General features: G+C 60.8%; 14 protein-coding genes. 8 read left to right on the top strand and 6 right to left on the bottom strand.

Annotation, left to right across the window (positions count from 1 at the left end; translation table 11 throughout):
• From sucD to recA, 5 genes are all read right to left on the bottom strand, one after another.
• The coding region (sucD, locus tag AYR66_RS28870; protein WP_170942304.1) for a succinate--CoA ligase subunit alpha at positions 1-735 on the bottom strand (735 nt) is incomplete at its 3' end.
• Positions 736-753: 18 nt separating this feature from the next.
• Positions 754-1,917 (bottom strand): ADP-forming succinate--CoA ligase subunit beta, encoded by a 1,164-nt coding sequence (gene sucC, locus AYR66_RS12230; RefSeq protein WP_088707704.1) that lies wholly within the window; start codon positions 1,915-1,917, stop codon positions 754-756.
• A 45-nt stretch (positions 1,918-1,962) separates the two neighbouring features.
• The gene (locus AYR66_RS12225) at positions 1,963-2,544 is read right to left on the bottom strand and encodes a DUF2889 domain-containing protein (protein WP_088707703.1); all 582 of its coding nucleotides are present in this window, start codon (positions 2,542-2,544) and stop codon (positions 1,963-1,965) included.
• Between the two features lie 243 nt (positions 2,545-2,787).
• Positions 2,788-3,246, bottom strand: coding sequence for a recombination regulator RecX (recX, locus tag AYR66_RS12220; RefSeq protein ID WP_088707702.1), 459 nt, complete (start codon positions 3,244-3,246; stop codon positions 2,788-2,790).
• A 67-nt stretch (positions 3,247-3,313) separates the two neighbouring features.
• Positions 3,314-4,357 (bottom strand): recombinase RecA, encoded by a 1,044-nt coding sequence (gene recA / locus AYR66_RS12215; RefSeq protein ID WP_088707701.1) that lies wholly within the window; start codon positions 4,355-4,357, stop codon positions 3,314-3,316.
• A 244-nt stretch (positions 4,358-4,601) separates the two neighbouring features.
• On the opposite strand from recA, the gene AYR66_RS12210 reads away from it, so the two are divergent.
• From AYR66_RS12210 to AYR66_RS12175, 8 genes are all read left to right on the top strand, one after another.
• Positions 4,602-5,309, top strand: coding sequence for a response regulator transcription factor (locus tag AYR66_RS12210; protein WP_088707700.1), 708 nt, complete (start codon positions 4,602-4,604; stop codon positions 5,307-5,309).
• 9 nt (positions 5,310-5,318) lie between these two features.
• Complete coding sequence (locus AYR66_RS12205) at positions 5,319-6,875, top strand: sensor histidine kinase (RefSeq protein WP_088707699.1); 1,557 nt, start codon at positions 5,319-5,321, stop codon at positions 6,873-6,875.
• Positions 6,872-7,147 (top strand): DUF4212 domain-containing protein, encoded by a 276-nt coding sequence (locus tag AYR66_RS12200; protein WP_088707698.1) that lies wholly within the window; start codon positions 6,872-6,874, stop codon positions 7,145-7,147. Before AYR66_RS12205 ends, AYR66_RS12200 begins: the two co-directional genes overlap by 4 nt.
• Complete coding sequence (locus tag AYR66_RS12195) at positions 7,137-9,173, top strand: sodium:solute symporter family protein (RefSeq protein ID WP_088707697.1); 2,037 nt, start codon at positions 7,137-7,139, stop codon at positions 9,171-9,173. The genes AYR66_RS12200 and AYR66_RS12195 overlap by 11 nt, the downstream gene beginning before the upstream one ends.
• Positions 9,174-9,252: 79 nt before the next feature.
• Positions 9,253-10,665: a circularly permuted type 2 ATP-grasp protein gene (locus tag AYR66_RS12190; protein ID WP_088707696.1), complete on the top strand. Its 1,413-nt coding sequence runs from the start codon at positions 9,253-9,255 to the stop codon at positions 10,663-10,665.
• A gap of 1 nt (position 10,666) precedes the next feature.
• The gene (locus AYR66_RS12185; RefSeq protein ID WP_088707695.1) at positions 10,667-11,629 is read left to right on the top strand and encodes an alpha-E domain-containing protein; all 963 of its coding nucleotides are present in this window, start codon (positions 10,667-10,669) and stop codon (positions 11,627-11,629) included.
• 2 nt (positions 11,630-11,631) lie between these two features.
• Positions 11,632-12,438 (top strand): transglutaminase family protein, encoded by an 807-nt coding sequence (locus tag AYR66_RS12180; RefSeq protein WP_088707694.1) that lies wholly within the window; start codon positions 11,632-11,634, stop codon positions 12,436-12,438.
• 63 nt (positions 12,439-12,501) lie between these two features.
• Positions 12,502-13,380 (top strand): proteasome-type protease, encoded by an 879-nt coding sequence (locus tag AYR66_RS12175; protein WP_088707693.1) that lies wholly within the window; start codon positions 12,502-12,504, stop codon positions 13,378-13,380.
• Between the two features lie 61 nt (positions 13,381-13,441).
• Here the strand turns inward: AYR66_RS12175 and purM are convergent.
• Positions 13,442-14,314: phosphoribosylformylglycinamidine cyclo-ligase (gene purM / locus AYR66_RS12170; protein ID WP_088709777.1), on the bottom strand; the 873-nt coding region annotated here is incomplete at its 5' end.

Below are 14,314 nucleotides of genomic sequence, written 5' to 3'. Positions count from 1 at the left end.
AGGAGCGGTAACACCGGCGATGAAGCCGACGACCGGCTTCTTCATGTTGTCCTTGATCCAGTAAGCGGCATTCGCTTCGTCCGGACCGCCGATTTCGCCGATCATGATCACTGCATCGGTATCGGGATCGTCGTTGAACGCCTTCATCACGTCGATGTGCTTCAGGCCGTTGATCGGGTCACCGCCAATACCGACCGCGGAAGACTGGCCCAGGCCGAGCGCGGTCAGCTGCGCCACGGCTTCATAGGTCAGGGTGCCGGAACGCGACACGACGCCGATGCGGCCCTTCTTGTGGATGTGACCCGGCATGATGCCGATCTTGATTTCGTCCGGCGTGATCAGGCCCGGGCAGTTCGGTCCGAGCAGCAGGGTCTTGCTGCCGGCCTTCTTCATCTTGTCCTTGACTTCCAGCATGTCACGAACGGGGATGCCTTCGGTGATGCAGATGGCCAGGTCGAGTTCGGCTTCCACGGCTTCCCAGATTGCAGCAGCTGCACCTGCGGGCGGCACGTAGATCACCGACACGGTCGCGCCGGTCTGTTCCTTGGCTTCCTTGACGTTGGCGAAAATCGGAATGCCTTCGAAGTCCTCGCCTGCCTTCTTCGGATTCACGCCGGCGACGAAGCAATTCTTGCCGTTGGCGTAGTCGCGGCAGCCGCGCGTGTGGAACTGGCCGGTCTTGCCGGTGATGCCTTGCGTGATGACTTTGGTGTCTTTATTGATCAGAATCGACATTTGTAATTCCCTTAGCGATTATTTACCGGCTGCAGCGACGACCTTCTGTGCTGCTTCTTCCATCGTGTCAGCCGCGATGATCGGCAGGCCGGATTCGGCCAGCATCTTCTTGCCCAGGTCTTCGTTGGTGCCCTTCATGCGGACGACCAGCGGCACGCCCAGCGACACTGCCTTGGATGCGGCGATCACGCCTTCGGCGATGACGTCGCAGCGCATGATGCCGCCGAAGATGTTGACCAGGATGGCTTTCAGGTTGGGGTTCTTCAGCATCAGCTTGAAGGCTTCGGTCACTTTCTCGGTGGTGGCACCGCCGCCCACGTCGAGGAAGTTGGCCGGCTCGCCGCCGAACAGCTTGATGGTGTCCATGGTGGCCATGGCCAGGCCGGCGCCGTTCACCAGGCAACCGATGTTGCCGTCGAGGGAGATGTAGGCCAGGTCGAACTTGGATGCTTCGATTTCAGCCGGGTCTTCTTCGTCCAGGTCGCGCATCGCAACGATTTCCGGGTGACGGAACAGCGCGTTGGAGTCGAAGTTGAACTTGGCGTCGAGCGCGATCACCTTGCCGTCGCCGGTCAGGATCAGCGGGTTGATTTCGGCCAGCGATGCGTCGGTTTCCCAGTACGCCTTGTACAGGCCTTGCAGCTGCTTGCGCGCGTCGGCGATGGAGCCGGCGGGCACACCGATCTTGGAAGCGATCGCGTCAGCGTCGGCATCGGTCAGGCCGGTGGCCGGGTCGATTTCAACCTTGTGGATGAGCTCGGGGTGCTTTTCAGCGACTTCTTCAATGTCCATGCCGCCTTCGCTGGAAGCCATCAGCACGACGCGCTGGCTCAGACGGTCGGTGACCATGGAAACATAGAGTTCCTTCTTGATGTCGGCGCCTTCTTCGATCAGCAGGCGGTTGACCTTCTGGCCTTCCGGACCGGTCTGGTGCGTGACCAGCTGCATGCCCATGATGGCGTGCGAGTATTCCTTGACCTGGTCGAGCGACTTGGCAACCTTCACACCGCCGCCCTTGCCGCGGCCGCCCGCGTGGATCTGAGCCTTGACGACCCAGACCGGGCCTCCAAGAGTCTCGGCTGCCTTGACTGCTTCCTCAACGGAAAAGCACGGGATACCGCGCGGAACCGTCACTCCGAACTTGCGGAGGATTTCTTTGCCCTGATACTCATGGATTTTCATGCGAGCTTCCCTTCAGACGCTTATTAACAAACAAAATGGTTGAAATTAACTGGATTCGGATGCCGCCAATGGCTTGACCGCCCAGCGCGGGTAAAACTTGGCGACTGCTTCCCCGTCGGTACGCAAGGCGTGGCAGCGGTCGAGTTGAAACGGTTTGTGGCTTTGCTCTTCTGTGCTTGCGCCGTCGCGCGTGTCGAGCACGTCGCCGGCAAATGCCTGGATGGTCGCAGTCGGGAGGACGGCGGCCAGTTCGGTGATATGGGTACAGCCCTTGATGCCTGACAGTCGCTGCTTGACGCCTTCGCGAAATCCCTTGAGAAGATTCAGTCCGACCAGCTTCTTGTAGTCGGGACCAATGGTGTCGCAGTAATTCGGGTAGGGAACGGCGTCGGAGACTGCCTCAGCGTCAACGACATTCAGTGCAGTGTCGACGGTGATGCGGAGCCAGAGGTTATGCACAGGTTGGCCGGCAGGACGGATGCCGGAAGCGAGCCTGGTATCACGGGTCTTTATATCTGTTATATGCGCGTCGATATCCCACAAGCCGTCGTCGCGCGCGAACGCTTCGATCTGGATTGCGCGCGTGTGCTTTAACGCACGGCGGGATAACGGCGGTGATAAGGGCATAACGACCAATGCCAGTGAAGCGGCTTTAAAGAAATGCCGCATTTGCGTGTCGTTGTCGCAGTTTCTACGACAACAGCCGCTCATGCGGCGCTGCAAAAACTCGCAAAGTTTAGCACAGGCACAAGGCTAAAACCATGGTGACATTTTGCCATGGGAACAGTGGAAGTTGCCCTGCGCGCAGCCACGCAATTTTTCGTCCCGAAGCTTCAGGATCGGGACACGAATAACTGGAAAGACAATGATTTACGCGTCGTCCGCATCAACGGCAGCAGACAGCGCGGCGCGGATTGCCGAAGACGAAAAGCCGCGCTGTTGCAAGAAGCGCATCTGTTTGGCGCGTTCTGCGGCATCCACGGGCGGACTGCGGAATTTCTTGCGCCAGACCTCGCAAGCGCGGGAAGCCTCATCGTCGAGCAGGCCGGATTTGACGTCCTGTAACGCATCGCCGTCGATACCGTGCGCCTGTAGTTCGGACAAGATTCGGCTATTGCCGAAACGAGCTGCGCGACGGTTGATCAGGGATTCCGAAAAACGGGACTGGGATAAGAATTTTGCCGCTTCGAGGGCATCGAGCAGTGCCTCGACGTCATCGCCCTCCTGGGCATAACGTGCCAGCTTGCGTCCCAGCTCAAGCCGGCTATGTTCACGAGCGGATAAATACTTCAGAGCCCGCGCCTTTAGACTCATTTGCAATTTTGCCATGGCGTTCCAGCAGCGCGGGCTCCCTCACGTGAAGTATTCGGGATGTAGACAGTATGAATAGTGAGGCTTATTCGGCTTCAGCGGCCAGCGGCGGAAGCTCAGGCACGCCCAGCTCGGCGCGGACCTTGTTTTCGATCTCGCGCGCCAGTTCCGGATGCTCCTTCAGGTAATTACGAGCGTTATCCTTGCCCTGGCCGATGCGTTCGCCGTTGTAGCTGTACCAGGCGCCGGACTTCTCGACGATCTTGGCTTCCGAACCGAGGTCGAGGATTTCGCCTTCGCGCGAAGTGCCTTCCCCGTACAGGATGTCGAAATGCGCTTCCTTGAACGGCGGCGCTACCTTGTTCTTGACGACCTTGACCTTGGTTTCATTGCCGATGACTTCGTCGCCGGACTTGATCGAGCCGGTGCGACGGATATCCAGGCGCACGGAGGCGTAGAACTTGAGCGCATTGCCGCCAGTCGTCGTTTCGGGATTACCGAACATGACGCCGATCTTCATACGAATCTGGTTGATGAAGATAACCAGCGTATTGGTACGGTTGATGCTGCCGGTCAGCTTGCGCAGCGCCTGAGACATCAGGCGTGCCTGCAGGCCGGGCAGCGAGTCGCCCATGTCGCCTTCGATTTCCGCCTTCGGGGTCAGGGCCGCGACCGAGTCGACCACCACCAGGTCGACGCTGCCGGAACGGACCAGCGCATCACAGATTTCCAGTGCCTGTTCACCGGTGTCGGGTTGCGAAACAAGCAACTCGGACAGATTGACGCCAAGCTTCTGTGCATACACCACGTCCAGTGCGTGTTCCGCATCGATGAAGGCGCAGGTACCGCCGAGCTTTTGCATTTCTGCAATGGCTTGCAGGGTCAGAGTCGTTTTACCGGAGGATTCCGGGCCGTAGATCTCGACAACCCGGCCGCGCGGCAATCCGCCGACGCCTAGCGCAATATCCAGGCCGAGCGAGCCGGTGGAGACCACCTGTACTTCTTCCGCCACTGCGCCATCTGCCATGCGCATCACGGAACCCTTGCCAAACTGCTTTTCGATCTGGGCCAGCGCGGCGGCCAGTGCTTTTGCCTTTTCCGGGTTTTGCGCTGCTTTCTTGTCGTCCATAACTGTATTCTTTCGACGGTTGGGGTTTGATCGGCCCGCACTGCTTGATACCGGGGCCACGATTAACGTCACAGGCCATACTGTATAAAAAAACAGTGGCTTGCGCAAGCGGGAATTTTAAATATCGGGAAAACTTGATTAGGATGAGGAGAGGGGCAGGATTATGAAGTCGGCACTTGCTTTGCCTTGCTGCCATTACTGAAAAGCAATAGACTACTTTCCATCTGATTGCAGAGTGCCAACCATGCGTATTTTGCTCGCTGAAGACGACAGTGTACTAGCCGATGGACTGACGCGCTCGCTGCGCCAGTCCGGTTACGCCACGGATTGCGTCAAGAACGGCCTGGAAGCGGACTCCGCACTGTCGACACAGGATTTCGACCTGCTCATCCTCGACCTGGGCCTGCCCAAGATGCCTGGGCTTGAGGTACTGCGCCGATTGCGGGCGCGGAATTCGCGCCTGCCGGTATTGATCCTGACGGCGGGCGATTCCATCGAACAGCGCGTCAAGGGCCTCGACCTCGGCGCCGATGACTTCATGGCCAAGCCGTTCGCCCTATCCGAACTCGAAGCGCGCGTGCGCGCGCTGACGCGCCGCGGCGCGGGCGGTGGCCCGACCGTGATCAAACACGGCCCCCTCTCCTACGATCAGGTGGGGCGTATCGCCTACATGAACGACCAGATGCTCGACCTGTCGGCACGCGAACTGGGCCTGCTGGAAGTCCTGCTGCAGCGCACCGGGCGCCTGGTATCGAAGGAGCAGCTGGTCGACCACCTGTGCGAATGGGGCGAGGAAGTCAGCAACAACGCCATCGAAGTGTATGTCCACCGCCTGCGCAAAAAGATCGAGGTGGGCGGCGTGCGCATTGCCACGGTGCGCGGCCTCGGCTACTGCCTCGAAAAATTCTCCGACGCCGCCCCGGGTGCGCAGAACACACCGACTTCCGCCTGACATCCTTCCATGAGCGACGCCCACCGTCCGGATGCGGGCGTATCCGCCTCGACCCCGCCGCCGCGCCGAGGCAAGTCCAGCGATTTTGTCGCCGCCCAGCCGGAAGAGCGCATCCAGCGCTCACTATTCGGCGAGATCCTCGACTGGATGCTGGTGCCGCTGCTGCTGCTCTGGCCGATGAGCATTGCCATTACCTATCTCGTCGCCAAATCGATTGCCAACCATCCCTTTGACCGCGCGCTTGATGACCGCGCAGTCGTCGTCTCTCAGCAGGTGCGGGAGGTTAACGGAAAAATCGCAACGCAGCTGTCCAGCTCTGCACGCGACATCCTGCGTGCGGATGATGTTGATAACGTCTATTTCCAGATCGTCGGCCCGCGCGGGGAATTCATCGATGGAGATGCAGACATACCGCCCCCGCCGCCGGATGACGAAAAGCAGCCGTCGGGATCGGTACGCTTCCGCAACGACATCATGCGCGGCACGGAGGTCAGGGTGGCGTATGTGTACGCTGAATTGCGCCCCAGGCGCGGCGCGCGTGAAACAGAGCGCGGTGCGACCGCACTGGTGCAGGTGGCGGAGACGCTGGACAAGCGCGCCCAGCTCGCCAATGAAATCATCAAGGGCGTGATCCTGCCTCAGTTCATCATCCTTCCCGTCGCGCTGGCGCTGGTCTGGTTCGCACTGTCGCGCGGCCTGTCGCCGCTGGCCGAACTGCAGCAGCGCATCCGCGCGCGGCGGCCTGACGACCTGAGCCCGATCGAATCGGGCCAGGTGCCGGAAGAAATCTCCCCCCTCGTCCGTTCGTTCAACGACATGCTCGGCCGCCTCTCGCAGAGTATCGAGATGCAGAAGCGCTTCATCGCCGACGCGGCACACCAGATGAAGACGCCGCTGGCCGGCATGCGCATGCAATCGGAACTGGCGCTGCGCGAAACCAACCTGGAAGAAATGCACCGCTCGCTCGAGCAGCTGTCGAAGAGTTCGGAATCCGCCACCCGCCTTGTCAACCAGCTGCTCGCACTGGCCCGCGCAGAAAACCAGACGCCCGCCACCAAGCCCCTGGTTCCGCTCGAACTGTCCGAACTGGCGCGCAATGTCGTGCAGGACTGGGTGCAAGCCTCGTTCACCCACCGCATCGACCTCGGTTTCGAACAGCCCGGACATCCGATCATGGTGCAGGGCAATCCGGTGATGCTGCGCGAACTGTTGAGCAACCTGATCGACAATGCGTTGCGCTACACACCGGAAGGTGGCAGCGTGACCGTCCGCGTGCGCGCCAACGCGGTCGAAGAACACGCTATCCTGGAAGTCGAAGACACCGGCCCGGGCATTCCGCCTTCAGAGCGTTCGCATGTGTTCGAGCGCTTCTACCGTATCCTGGGCAGCAATGCCGAAGGCAGCGGGCTCGGCTTGTCGATTGTGCGCGAGATCGCGCAGCAGCATGGCGCGATCGTGGACATCTTCAACAATCCGCACAGTCATGATCCCAAACTCCCGGGCTGCCTGTTCCGCCTCACGATGCACATGGAACAGCGTCCCGAGTTCATCGAGGATATCGGATGATGGATACCAAGAGCGCGCAGAATACCAAGCTGTACTGGAGCAAGGTCCGGCAATTCACGGCGGTGCTGGTCGCCTTGTGGTTCGGCTCGACCTTCGGCATCATCTTCTTCGCGCGGGAGCTGACCAGCTTCACGGTATTCGGATGGCCGTTTTCCTTCTACATGGCCGCTCAGGGCCTTATCCTGCTGTACCTGGCAATCCTGGCCGGGTATTTCCTCCACATGCGCAAGCTGGACAAACTGCTGACGAGCGAGACCACCGATGCGCAATGACGCCTTTTTCCGACGGCTCGTCCTCTACTACAGCTGGTACACCATCGGCTTCATCGTCTTTCTGCTTTCGCTTGCAGTGCTGGAGAAGGAAGGCTTTCCGCGCGCCTGGATCGGCTATATCTTCATTTTCTCCACCATCGTGGTGTACGCCGGCATCGGCGTCATCAGCCGCACATCGGATGTGTCGGAATACTACGTCGCAGGACGCCGCGTGCCGGCCATGTTCAATGGTATGGCAACTGCGGCCGACTGGATGTCGGCCGCGAGTTTCATCAGCCTGGCCGGCGGCCTGTACGTCATGGGCTTTGACGGCCTGGCCTATATCCTTGGCTGGACCGGCGGCTACTGCCTGGTCGCACTGCTGGTCGCTCCTTACCTGAACAAGTTCGGCCACTACACCATCCCGGATTTCCTGGCTACGCGCTATGCCGGCCCCTGGGGCAGCATGCCGGTGCGGATCATCGCGGTGCTGTTTACCGTGCTGGTGTCCTTCACCTATGTCGTTGCGCAGATCTATGGCGTCGGACTGATCACGTCGCGCTTCACCGGCGTCGAATTCTCGGTCGGCATCTTCCTCGGACTGGCCAGCATCCTGGTGTGCTCCTTCCTCGGTGGTATGCGGGCGATCACCTGGACCCAGGTGGCGCAGTACATCATCATGCTGATCGCCTACATGATCCCGGTGGTGTGGCTGTCGGTGAAACACACCAACGTGCCTATCCCGCAAGTAGCGTATGGCTCGGCCCTGGCCAAGCTGAGCGAGCGCGAGAAGCAGATCAACGAAGACCCGATGGAGCAGCAAGTCCGCGCGATCTTCAAGGAACGCGCCAACGAGTACGCGTTCAAGATAGCGGCACTGCCCTCCTCCTGGGAAAACGGACTGGTGGAAATGCAGCGCAATGTGGAAGACCTCAAGCGCACCAATGCCTCGCTCATCGAGATCAAGGCAGCCACGCGCGCCCTTGCCGCCTACCCAAAGGACGTCGAGGAGGCCCAGCGCAAATGGAGCGAGGCGCGCGCCTTCAACCTGGCGCGGGCGGAGCCGGTGGTCCCGCACACCACCCCCTTCCCGGGGAAAACGCCGGATGCATCGGACACCAAGCGCAACAATTTCATGGCCCTGGTGCTGTGCCTGATGATGGGAACGGCCGCCCTGCCGCACATCCTCGTGCGTTTCTACACCACGCCATCGGTGGCGGAAACGCGTCGCTCGGTCTTTTGGGCGCTGCTGTTCATCATGCTCCTGTACACGACAGTCCCGGCGCTGGCGGTCCTGGTGAAGTACGACATCTATACCTCGCTGCTGGGTACTGATTTCTCGAAAATGCCATCCTGGGTCTCTTACTGGGCCAGCGTCGACAAGATCAATCCGCTGGTCTCGATCACCGACATGAACAAGGACAACGTGGTCCAGCTCGCGGAAATCGTGATGGACGGCGACATCGTGGTGCTGGCGACACCCGAGATTGCGGGCCTGCCCTATGTGATTTCGGGCCTGATTGCGGCTGGCGGCCTGGCGGCGGCGCTGTCGACGGCGGATGGCCTGCTCCTGACCATTTCCAATGCCTTGTCGCATGACGTGTACTACAAGATCGTCGATCCCAAGGCCTCGACCCAGAAGCGGGTGACGATTTCCAAGCTGCTGCTGCTCGTCGTCGCGCTGGTGGCGGCCTACGCCGCCTCCCTGAAACCGGGCGACATCCTGTCCATGGTTGGTGCGGCGTTCTCGCTGGCGTCGTCGGCGCTGTTCGCTGCCCTTGTTTTGGGCGTTTTCTGGAAACGGGCGAACCAGCAAGGTGCAATTGCGGGCATGGTCGTGGGTTTGGGCGTATGCGTTTACTACATGCTCCGCACCTATCCGGCGCTGGGCGGTTCTCCGGTGAACCAGTGGTTTGGCATTGCACCGATTTCCGCGGGAGTGTTCGGGGTGCCTGCAGGCTTCCTCACGATCATCATCGTCAGCTTGCTGACGCGGAAGCCCGAGCCGCGCTCCAACGCGCTGGTCGAACACATCCGGCTGCCCTGACGAGACGTGCCTGCTGGCACGCTTCTTGTTACTCTTGGTTTAATCGCTCATCGCCCATCGACTGTCGAGACAGCACACCATGCCCAATTTTTTCAACGAAATGTACACAGCTGAACCCGCGGTGCGCGAACACTACCGCCGGTTCGACCGCTGGCTGGAAGGCCAGCCGCCGGAAGTCATTGCCAGGAAGCGGACCGAGGCCGACCTGATCTTCCGCAGGGTAGGGATTACATTCGCTGTGTACGGAAACGATGCCGGGACGGAGCGCCTGATCCCATTCGACATCATCCCGCGCATCATTCCCGCTTCGGAATGGGCGCAACTGGAAGCGGGCCTCGTCCAGCGCGTGAAGACGCTGAACATGTTCATCCACGATATCTACCATGAGCAGAATATCGTGAAGGCCGGTGTGATCCCGGCCGAGCAGATCTTCCGCAATGCGCAGTACCGGCCGGAAATGCAGGGCATCTCGGTTGCGTCGGACATCTATGCGCACATCGCAGGCGTGGATATCGTGCGGGCCGGTGAAGGCGAGTTCTATGTACTCGAAGACAACCTGCGCGTTCCCTCCGGCGTGTCGTACATGCTGGAAGACCGCAAAATGATGATGCGGCTCTTTCCGGATCTGTTCGCGCAGCACAAGATCGCCCCCGTCGCGCACTACCCTGACATGCTGCTGGATAACCTGCGCTCCGTCGCACCGGTCGGCGTCAACGATCCCACTGTCGTCGTCATGACGCCGGGCATGTATAACTCGGCCTACTTCGAACACGCCTTCCTCGCGCAGCAGATGGGCGTCGAACTTGTCGAAGGACAGGACCTGTTCGTCAATGACAATGCTGTCTATATGCGCACCACGCGCGGGCCGAAGAGGGTGGATGTGATCTACCGCCGCATCGATGACGACTTCCTTGATCCGCTGGCGTTCCGCCCCGATTCCTCGCTCGGCGTGCCGGGGCTGCTCTCCGTCTACCGCGCCGGCCGCGTGACGCTGGCCAATGCCATCGGCACCGGCGTCGCCGACGACAAGTCGATCTACCCCTTTGTACCGGACATGGTCCGCTTCTACCTGTCCGAAGAGCCGATCCTGAACAACGTGCCCACCTACCAGTGCCGCAAGAAGGAAGACCTGGAATACACGCTGGCCAACCTGCCGAAGCTGGTGGTCAAGGAAGTGCACGGCGCCGGCGGCTACGGCATGCTGGTCGGTCCCGCGTCCACACGCGACGAGATCGAGGCTTTCCGCCAGCGCGTGCTGGCCAAGCCGGATGGTTACATCGCACAGCCGACACTGGCGCTGTCGGCCTGCCCGACCTTCGTGGAGTCTGGCATCGCGCCACGCCACATCGACCTGCGGCCCTTCGTGCTGTCGGGCAAGACCGTGTCGATGGTCAAGGGCGGGCTGACGCGCGTGGCGCTGAAGGAAGGCTCGCTGGTTGTGAACTCGTCGCAGGGCGGCGGGACCAAGGATACCTGGGTACTGGAGAAATAAGATGCTCAGCCGCACCGCAGACCACCTCTTCTGGATGGCGCGCTATACCGAGCGCGCCGAAAACACCGCGCGCATGCTGGACGTCAATGTCCAGACCTCCCTGATGCCGCAATCCGCCCATGCGGCGGAACAGGGCTGGCGCGCCATGCTCGGCATTTCCGAGCTGCTTGACGCCTTCGATGACAAATACGGGCTGATGACGGCCAGGGATGTCCTCGACTTCATGGTGCGCGACCCGGACAATCCCTCGTCCATCGTCTCGTGCATCCAGCAGTCGCGCGAGAATGCGCGCGCAGTGCGCGGCGCGCTGACCACGGAAGTCTGGGAAACGCACAACGCCACCTGGCTCGAATTGCAGAACAAGCTGAAGAGCCGGATCCTCGAGGAAGACCCGAGCCAGTTCTTCGAATGGGTGAAGTACCGCTCGCACCTGTCGCGCGGGGTGACCATCGGCACCATGCTGAAAGATGAAGCTTTCCATTTCATCCGTCTCGGTACCTTCCTCGAACGCGCAGACAATACCGCGCGCCTCCTCGACGTGAAATTCCACGGCACCGACAAGAGCGTGTTCGCCGACCCGTCATCGGATGACGAAACGCAACGCGATTTCTATCACTGGGCAGCGATCCTGCGCTCGGTGTCGGGCTTCGAAATCTACCGCAAGGTCTACCGGGACGTCATCACGCCGGAACGCGTAGCCGAGCTGCTGATGCTGCGCGCCGACATGCCGCGTTCGCTGCTGGCCTGCATGGAAGAGGTAACGTCCAATCTCGCGCAGGTGCGCAATGATGTGTCGGCGGATACCGAGCGCTTCGTCGGCAAGCTGCATGCGGAACTCAAGTACAGCAGGATCGACGAGATTCTCTCGTCGGGCTTGCACGAATATCTGACGCAGTTCCTCGAACGCATGTACGAAGTCGGCAATCGCATCAGCCGCGATTTCCTGGTGCCCCTGACTGCATAATCATGCTGCTGTCGATCCGACACGAGACGGTTTATCACTACACCGCCCCGCTGACCTATACGATCCAGCAGCTGCGGCTGTCGCCGCGTGTCGAGCCGCACCAGCAGGTACGCTCATGGGAAGTGCGCACCGCCGGGCGGCGCAACGAGTTTCTCGATGCCTTCGGCAATATCGGCCACATGCTTACCATCACCGGATTGCATGACGAAGTGCGCATCCTTGCAGGGGGCACGGTTGCGGTGGATCCGCTCGACTGCGGAAGGCTTGCTGGCGGCAATACGCTGTCGCCGCTGGTGTTCACCGTGCCGACGCGCCTGACCGAACCGGACGGCAACATTGTCGACTTTGCGATGCGCCATCTGCGCCCTGGTGCGCGGAGCAGCGCCCTCCTCGCGCTTGCCGAAGCAATCTGCGGGTCAGTCGATTACCGCAAGGGAGCCACCGAAGTCACCACGCCGGCCGCCGATGCCCTTCGCCTTGGCCAGGGCGTTTGCCAGGACCATGCCCACCTTTTCCTATCCTGCTGCCATGTGCACGGCATTCCGGCACGTTACGTGTCCGGCTATATCGATCCGGGTGATACCGAGCATGCCGCCAGCCATGCCTGGGTCGACGTGTGGGTGGAAGAAATCGATTTCACGGGCTGGGTCAGCATCGACGTCACCCATGCCTGCTTTGCCGGCGACGCTCATTGCCGGCTGGCCATCGGACGGGACTATGATTGGGCGGCGCCGGTACGGGGCGTGCGCCATGGCGGCGGAGAGGAAGCGCTCAAGGTGCATGTTGACGTTTCGCCAATTTCCACCTGAAATTCCGGCCTTCCTGTCAGGTTCGTCCTGTAGAATCCGGATTTTGCACCCCGCTTTTCCATCATGACTTACTGCGTCGCCATGCGCCTCGATTCGGGGCTGGTTTTCCTGTCCGACTCTCGGACGAACGCTGGCGTGGACCAGGTCGGCACCTTCCGAAAGATGACGGTGTTCGAAAACCCGGGCGACCGCATGATGGTGCTGATGACCGCCGGGAACCTGTCGATTTCGCAGTCAATCCGCCAGATCATCGCCGAGCGCACGACGACCGGCGGCAAGACCGTCTGGACCGCGACATCCATGTATGAAGCGGCACAGATCGTGGGCGAAGCGGTCCGCACCGTCTACGAACGCGACGCGCGGACTCTGCGCGAGTTCGGTATTGACTTCAATGTCAGCATCATTTTCGGCGGCCAGATCCAGGGCGAACGCTGCCGGCTGTTCCAGGTGTACGCCGCAGGCAACTTCATCGAAGCGCACAACGAAAACACCTATTTCCAGATCGGCGAAGCCAAGTACGGCAAGCCGATCATTGATCGTGTCGTCACTCCGGCGACGACGCTGAACGAAGCCGCCAAGTGCGCGCTGATTTCCATGGACTCGACGCTGCGCTCGAATATCTCGGTTGGCCTCCCGCTTGACCTGCTGATTTACGAACAGGATGCGCTGTCAGTGACCCGCTTCGTCACCATCGACGAAAAGAACCAGTACTTCCAGATGATCCGCAGCACCTGGGGCCAGCAGCTGAAGACCGTGTTCGAAGGCATTTCCGATCCGGTATGGAATGCGTCCCCGGACGACGGTGCGAAGGCGCTCTCGGCAACCAATACCAACAGCCAGCCGGTGCGTGTGCAGCCGCCGCACAGCATGTTGAACACGAATCCCAATCCCGCACCGCTGCAAACTCTGGCGCAGCAGGAAGACGGCAACAAGCAGCACTGAACGGCTGCACAAACAAAAACGGCTGCAAAATCTGCAGCCGTTTTTCATTGCGAGACCGTTCTTACTGAACGATCGTCTGCGCCTCGTCGCCCTGGCGCTCGCGGATTTCGCCGATGCGGCTGACGGTTTCGCCTGCCGCTTTCAGGTGGGCGATAGCCGCATCCGCGTTTTCCTTCGACACGATCACCACCATGCCGATGCCGCAGTTGAACACGCGGTGCATTTCGGCGTCGGCCACGCCACCATGCTGCTGCAGCCAGGTAAACAGCGGCGGCATGGTCCACGAATCGCGCTGGAGCACGGCCGTCAGGTTATCGCGCAGCACGCGCGGCACGTTTTCCACCAGTCCGCCGCCGGTGATGTGCGCCATGCCCTTGACTTCGAGCTTCTCCATCAGGGACAGCAGCGGCTTCACATAGATGCGGGTCGGTTCCATGATCACGTCGGCGAGGCGGCGACCGTGGAAATCAGCGTTCAGGTCAGGCTTGGCGACTTCGATGATCTTGCGCACCAGCGAATAGCCGTTGGAGTGCGCGCCCGACGAAGCCAGGCCCAGCACCACGTCGCCCGGCACGATCTTGCTGCCGTCAATGATCTTCGACTTCTCGACCGCGCCGACCGCAAAGCCGGCCAGGTCGTATTCGCCGTCCGGGTACATGCTCGGCATTTCAGCGGTTTCGCCGCCGATCAGCGCGCAGCCGGCGCGTTCGCAGCCCAGTGCGACACCCTTGATGACGTCGGTCGCGGACGGCACGTCCAGCTTGCCGCAGGCGAAGTAGTCGAGGAAGAACAGCGGTTCCGCGCCCTGTACCAGGATGTCGTTGACACTCATCGCGACCAGGTCAATGCCGACGGTGTCATGCTTGTTCAGGTGGAAGGCCAGCTTCAGCTTGGTGCCCACGCCGTCGGTGCCGGAAACCAGGACCGGCTCCTT

Origin of the sequence: Noviherbaspirillum denitrificans, assembly GCF_002211445.1 — a bacterium.
GTDB lineage: Bacteria > Pseudomonadota > Gammaproteobacteria > Burkholderiales > Burkholderiaceae_D > Noviherbaspirillum > Noviherbaspirillum denitrificans.
The sequence above is the reverse complement of the archived record's forward strand: the minus strand, read 5'-3'. Positions and strand labels throughout refer to the sequence as shown.

What these genes read in the sequence shown, in the direction of transcription:
- AYR66_RS12225 (WP_088707703.1), bottom strand. Translation starts at nt 2,544, where the DNA reads ATGCCCTTATCACCGCCGTTATCCCGCCGTGCGTTAAAGCACACGCGC.
- AYR66_RS12180 (WP_088707694.1), top strand. Translation starts at nt 11,632, where the DNA reads ATGCTGCTGTCGATCCGACACGAGACGGTTTATCACTACACCGCCCCG.
- AYR66_RS12175 (WP_088707693.1), top strand. Translation starts at nt 12,502, where the DNA reads ATGACTTACTGCGTCGCCATGCGCCTCGATTCGGGGCTGGTTTTCCTG.
- AYR66_RS12200 (WP_088707698.1), top strand. Translation starts at nt 6,872, where the DNA reads ATGATGGATACCAAGAGCGCGCAGAATACCAAGCTGTACTGGAGCAAG.
- AYR66_RS12195 (WP_088707697.1), top strand. Translation starts at nt 7,137, where the DNA reads ATGCGCAATGACGCCTTTTTCCGACGGCTCGTCCTCTACTACAGCTGG.
- AYR66_RS12190 (WP_088707696.1), top strand. Translation starts at nt 9,253, where the DNA reads ATGCCCAATTTTTTCAACGAAATGTACACAGCTGAACCCGCGGTGCGC.
- recX (WP_088707702.1), bottom strand. Translation starts at nt 3,246, where the DNA reads ATGGCAAAATTGCAAATGAGTCTAAAGGCGCGGGCTCTGAAGTATTTA.
- sucC (WP_088707704.1), bottom strand. Translation starts at nt 1,917, where the DNA reads ATGAAAATCCATGAGTATCAGGGCAAAGAAATCCTCCGCAAGTTCGGA.
- AYR66_RS12210 (WP_088707700.1), top strand. Translation starts at nt 4,602, where the DNA reads ATGCGTATTTTGCTCGCTGAAGACGACAGTGTACTAGCCGATGGACTG.
- AYR66_RS12185 (WP_088707695.1), top strand. Translation starts at nt 10,667, where the DNA reads ATGCTCAGCCGCACCGCAGACCACCTCTTCTGGATGGCGCGCTATACC.
- recA (WP_088707701.1), bottom strand. Translation starts at nt 4,357, where the DNA reads ATGGACGACAAGAAAGCAGCGCAAAACCCGGAAAAGGCAAAAGCACTG.
- AYR66_RS12205 (WP_088707699.1), top strand. Translation starts at nt 5,319, where the DNA reads ATGAGCGACGCCCACCGTCCGGATGCGGGCGTATCCGCCTCGACCCCG.